Origin of the sequence: Geothrix terrae (genome assembly GCF_022808775.1) — a bacterium.
In the GTDB taxonomy this organism is placed as follows: domain Bacteria; phylum Acidobacteriota; class Holophagae; order Holophagales; family Holophagaceae; genus Geothrix; species Geothrix terrae.
Genome location: NZ_JAKZLA010000011.1, coordinates 1 through 5,660, shown reverse-complemented (window position 1 = coordinate 5,660; position 5,660 = coordinate 1). Strand labels below are relative to the sequence as shown.

At 53.5% G+C, this 5,660-nt stretch carries 5 protein-coding genes; all 5 read left to right on the top strand.

All coding sequences use genetic code 11. The annotated features are described in order from the left end of the window. Nucleotides 1–133: 133 nt before the first annotated feature. The 5 genes from MLE42_RS15865 to MLE42_RS15845 all read left to right on the top strand — a co-directional run bounded on the left by MLE42_RS15865 (nt 134) and on the right by MLE42_RS15845 (nt 5,378). Nucleotides 134–601: a hypothetical protein gene (locus MLE42_RS15865; RefSeq protein ID WP_243288825.1), complete on the top strand. Its 468-nt coding sequence runs from the start codon at nt 134–136 to the stop codon at nt 599–601. Nucleotides 602–777: 176 nt separating this feature from the next. Further along, nucleotides 778–1,632, top strand: coding sequence for an alpha/beta fold hydrolase (locus tag MLE42_RS15860; protein ID WP_243288824.1), 855 nt, complete (start codon nt 778–780; stop codon nt 1,630–1,632). A gap of 940 nt (nt 1,633–2,572) precedes the next feature. Further along, the gene (locus tag MLE42_RS15855) at nt 2,573–2,917 is read left to right on the top strand and encodes a low molecular weight protein tyrosine phosphatase family protein (protein ID WP_243288823.1); all 345 of its coding nucleotides are present in this window, start codon (nt 2,573–2,575) and stop codon (nt 2,915–2,917) included. 1,103 nt (nt 2,918–4,020) lie between these two features. After that, entirely contained in the window at nt 4,021–4,959 is a 939-nt protein-coding gene (locus MLE42_RS15850; protein ID WP_243288822.1) for an SIR2 family protein, read from the top strand. A 137-nt stretch (nt 4,960–5,096) separates the two neighbouring features. Further along, entirely contained in the window at nt 5,097–5,378 is a 282-nt protein-coding gene (locus MLE42_RS15845; RefSeq protein ID WP_243288821.1) for a hypothetical protein, read from the top strand. The last annotated feature ends 282 nt before the right edge of the window (nt 5,379–5,660 follow it).

Genomic DNA, 5,660 nt, shown 5'->3' with positions numbered 1-5,660 from the left:
TTTTGGTCTGCCCATCCAATTTGCCCCGTTCAATAGCCCCACGGTAAAATCAGCAGTTAAATCCTTCTCAAACCGGAATAGGCGGATTACGAACACCTTCGTCCTCGCCGTCCAAGTCTAGTTAGGCGCTCCCATGAACCCAGTCCTCACCGGAGTCATCGTCCTTGCCGTGGTCGTTGGCTTCGTTGTATTCATTCGGTCTCGCGTCGCCAAGGAATGGCAGATTCAGCCTGAAGACATTCCTCAACTGATATCAAAGCTAAGGGCGGGCGACACCACACTGGCGTGGGCTCAAGTTATTGCCGTAACGGATTCCAATCAAAAAGACTCAGATATTGCACTCGATTACTCAGTGGCGAACGGCCAACTTGAATTCAACTGGTGCTTACTCGCACCAAAGAACATCGAAGACAAGTCTCTTGTGATCGATTTCATGAACAGAAATGGCTTCACGCCCGTCGAAATGGTCGCAGAGAACGGGTGTCCGCTCATCAAGGTAACTGGTGCGAATATTGAATTTTTGGCGAATCGAATTCTGTCCGAGATTTACCACACAGGTGGTCCATTAACCCTTATTGGCGAAGGTTTCGAGTGGCCATGATCAACGTCATGCGCCTAACCCCTAGCTCAACTCGGACCCCGCCTGCATTTCCTTGCGTTCTCTCTCAACATCTCGCTATCCCGGCTCCGCTCATCGCCTCGGTGCAGGCGGGTCCGGTTAGCTTCATTCGTTAGGCTGCGCGGCGTGTTCAACCTCACCAAAAGGAAAGGTCCAGCATGAAGACGACGGCTTTTCTCCTGGCGATGCTTCTGCCAGCTGCCTTAGTGGCGCAGCATCAACCCACGACGGGTTACGCCCCGGTGAGCGGACTCAAGATGTACTACGAGATCCACGGGAGCGGCGATCCGGTGGTCCTGCTCCACGGCGCGTTCATGACGATCACCAACAACTGGACCGGGTGGATCGACGAGCTCTCCAAAACGCGGAAAGTGATCGCCGTCGAAATGCAAGGCCATGGGCGCACGGCGGACATCCCACGCAACATCACCTCCGAGAACCTCGCCGACGATGTGGCGGCGCTGCTTGATTACCTGAAAATCCCACGCGCGGACCTCCTCGGGTACAGCATGGGCGGCGGCGTGGCCATGCGGTGTGCGATCCGCCATCCGGACAAAGTGCGAAAGGTTGTCGTCATTTCGTCGATGCTCCGCCGGGACGGCGTGGTCAAGGATGGGCAGGACGCGCTCGCGACACTCACCGCGGACGTCTTCAAAGGCTCGCCCATTGAAGCCGAGTACAAGAGGCTGAACCCGAATCCGGACGACTTCCCGAAGTTCGTCAAGCGGCTCCTCGCCATGGATTCGAAAGGGCACGACATTGGCGACGATCAACTGAAGGCCACCACAGCGCCGATGTTCTTCATCCACGGCGACTCGGATGGTGTACGGCTCGAGCACGTCGCGGAAATGTTTCGCCAGAAAGGCGGCGGGATCCACGGCGACATCAAGCCGCTCCCCGCCTCGCGATTGGCCATCTTGCCCGCCACGACGCACGTGACGCTGATGCAGCGCATGTCCGTCATCATTCCGATGGTGAATGACTTTCTCGACGCCAAGCAACCAAAGCCATAAGAGAAGCCTCGTACCTCAAACCACTTAGTCCAGATATTCACCTAGGTTCCATCTCGCAGCCTAACCCTCAGCTCAACTCGGACCCCGCCTGTCTTGGCATCCGCTCTCTGTCAGCTCCTCGCTTCCTCGGCTCCGTTCATCGCCTCGGTGCAGGCGGGGCCGGTTAGCTTCATTCGTTAGGCATCCTCCATGCCCACAACTTCAGCATCGAACCCAATGCCCATTTTCATAGGGCTCATGGTTGTTGCATCTTGGTTTGGGCAATTTGTCCCTGTTGGAGTCATATCATTACCAATTATTTGGAAACTTCGAGATAGGGCGAACTGGGAATCGTGGGAATTGCTGGCCTTCGTAATTCCCTTCTCGACTTGGGCGTTTCTCTTTTTCAGGAATTCTGAGGGTAAAGGTCAGGCTAATTTGATCGAGTGGTGGCCGTTGGTAATAGCGATTCCCCTATCGATTTTCGTAAGGGGATTTCTTGGCCTCTCGAAGTGGAGACGACTCATCTCGGTTCTATTTATCATCGGCCTTTGCCTCTTAGCCGCTATATGCTACTTCCATCCGCCACTGCTCCCCCAAGAACCAAGCGGGCTGCCTAACCGTTAGCTCAACTCGGACCCCGCCTGCATTGTCTTCCGCTCTCTCTCAACAGTTCGCTTCCTCGGCTCCGCTCGTCGCCTCGGTGCAGGCGTGGCTGGTTAGCTTCCTTCGTTAGGCCGCCCAACCAACGGAGTACGCTCTAAATTTTGGCCTGCATCGAACCAATAGGCTTCAGTCGCTCCAATACCCGCCTCATCCGTGATTTTTTGGTCTGCCCATCCAATTTGCCCCGTTCAATAGCCCCACGGTAAAATCAGCAGTTAAATCCTTCTCAAACCGGAATAGGCGGATTACGAACACCTTCGTCCTCGCCGTCCAAGTCTAGTTAGGCCCATCTCCGTTGAAACACATCCTCTTCATCTGCAGCCAGAATCGGCTCCGAAGCCCGACCGCCGAGAAAATCTTCTTTGGTCGGCCAGGCGTCGAGGTTGCGTCAGCTGGATTGAACCCTGATGCTGTGAATCCGCTTTCTAGTGACCTCCTCGAATGGGCAGATGTTGTGTTCGTAATGGAAAAGGCTCACCGCAATAAGCTCTCCAAGAAGTTCAAGACATTCCTCACCGATCAGCGTGTGATTTGTCTAGATATTCCGGATTTATTCGAATTTATGGACCCAATGCTGGTCCAACTTCTCGAAGAGAAAGTCAGCCCATTCCTGGCGCGATATGGTGGAGGGCCGTCATGATGGGCCTAACCCTCCGCTCAACTCGGACCCTATCGCTGCGCGCTAGTGTCCTCAAACAATTCAGCAGCCTGGTTCCCGCAGCAATAGGGCCGGTTAGCTTCATTCGTTAGGCCTCGTTCGCCCTTCTCTTTCTATCTGCTGGGTGATGCGGCGCTGGTTCGGCTTCGTCGCTCTGGCTTGTCCCATCGGCAAAGCCTCGCCGTTCCTCAGTCTTCGGCGTTCAAAGAATAGGGTTATCGCTTACTCATCAACCATCGGCCTATGGATTTCTGCCATCATTGAGGTCACTTCAGCAGCTCGGCTCTCATGTTCACGCGATAACTCCGGTGTTCTCCTTTGGGCTCGTCGGCATGAACTTTCGCTCTCACTCAAGCAGGCTCAAACCCAAGCGCGCCGCGTGCTCGGGTGGCTACTGCTTAGGGCTCGGCCTAACCTCGCGCTCAACTCGGACCCCGCCTGCATTGCCTTCCGCTCTCTCTCAGCTTCTCGCTTCCTCGGCTTCGCTCAGCGCCTCGGTCCAGGCGGGGCCGGTTAGCTTCATTCGTTAGGCCGCCCGCATGACCCTGCTTTGGCGTAATCGAATCGTTGTGATTTCAACCTGCATTTCCACGCTCGCTTGTGTACAGAGGCCGGTACAGCTTCTCTTCACATTCGATCGCCAATCAGATGCACAAGTTCTAAACGAATTCCCTCATAACTGCTTGAGGAGAAAGATCTCGTTCGAGCAGTTCGAACGTGCAGGAAGTCGAAGAGGGAATGACCCGCATTGGGCAAAGTTCAAATCCCTGATCAATTCCGGCGACGAGATCTGGGAATGCTCTGCCGACTATCGCTCTGCACCAAAACTCCCAGATCATTCCGGAGAAGGTGCATATGAGGGGTTGTGCCTTATTCGAGATGGTAAAATCATGGCAATTTACTACTGCACTATCGTTTCCGTCACTTAATAAATACCTAGATGCGGCCTAACCCTCAGCTCAACTCAGACCCCGCCTGCATTGTCTTCCGCTCTCTCTCAACTCCCTGCTTCCTCGGCTCCGCTCAGTGCCTCGGTGCAGGCGGGTCCGGTTAGCTTCATTCGTTAGGCATCTCCCGGTGAAGTTGTGACCACCCTCTTCCTATTCGGCGCTGGCGCAAGCTACGGGAGTGGGTTATGTCTTCCGGGGCGTCCCCCCCTAGGGTCTGGGCTATTTCAAGCTCTCCAGAAGCAAGGTGGAGCTGCAGAAATCGTTTCGAAAGAGCTGGCGGATCTCTTCATACAAGATTTTGAGAAAGGCATGGATCAGTTTTGGGAATCACACAACACGCGCACAACAGAGTTGTTACGCGATATGGCCCGATATTTTGCTCAATTCAGACCGTACTATGGAAATTGTTACAAAACACTCATTTCGGCCCTACGGAAAATCAATCCTAGGCCTGCAATCATTACTACCAACTATGATCTGCTTATCGAGTTGGCCATTTCCGAAGCAGGGCAGTTAGTCACCTACGGAGAGTACCCAGCTCCGGCCAATAATTTTTCTGTACTCAAAATTCATGGTTCCTGCAATTTCCTTCCCAATATGGAACCAAGGCAGATTTCTGGAATTAGCTTTGACCTATCACAGTCCAAGGGGGGATCAATACTCGGGGTTGGTGTTAGGGCAGCGCGTTCTGCTGCCGAGATCATCGATTTCTGCGACAGAGAGGATTCAATCGGTCCGGCTCTTGCGCTTTACTCCCCATCAAAGCAGGTTCTTTTTTGTCCAGAGTTCGTCAAGGCACAGCAAAATCTGTGGCTCGAGTTAGCGGGCAAAGCGGATCAAATTTATGTGATTGGGCTCAGAGTCCATCGCATCGACGAGCACATCTGGGGGGTACTCGCAAAATCGAATGCAAACATTTCGTATGTGGGCTTTGAAAAGGATGAATTTTTAACCTGGTCATCAGAGTTCAATCGAAAATCCGACACGGTTATCGCAAAAACATTCGCAGAAGCGCTTCCACTCATCCTCCGTCAGGTGAAAAATACATCCGAAGGTTTGCCCCAAGATGCCTAACCCTCCGCTCAAGTCGGACCCCGCCTGCATTGCCTTTCGTTCTCTCTCAACATTTCGCTATCTCGGCTCCGTTCACCGTCTCGGTGCAGGCGTGGCCGCTTAGCTTCAATCGTTAGGCCTCTCACAGGAGAACATTCATGGCAGCCGCCAACCTCGTCACAAAACAAGTGGCTACGAACGTCATCGTGCCTCTTATTCCAAAATTGTTAGATATTTTCAGAAAAGACGAAGTCATAGATATCCTGTGGACCTCGCCTGGTCACTCAGCGGTTTCTATTCTTTGGGGCGCATTCAAGTATGAAAGCGGTGAGAAGAAACAATTCACGATCAAAGGCAAACCAGGGTTCGTTCAGGCTGTGCTGAAAGACCTGAATAAAAAGGGCGCCTACAATGTTCTATCGAACGGTGGCAAGGCCTAACCCTCAGCTCAACTCGGACTCCGCCTGCATTGCCTTTCGCTCTCTCTCAGCTTCTCGCTTCCTCGGCTCCGTTCAGCGCCACGGTGCAGGCAGGGCCGGTTAGCTTCATTCGTTAGGTGGCCATGCTTTCGTCAGAGCGCATGTTCTGCGTATTCATTTTCGGCCCTGTTGCCTCCGGCAAGCTGACCGTTGCTAAAGAAGTGCAACGCGTTACCGGCCTTCCCCTGTATCACAACCATCTCGCTGTTGATGCAGCCCTTTCGCTATTCCCATTCGGTTCGG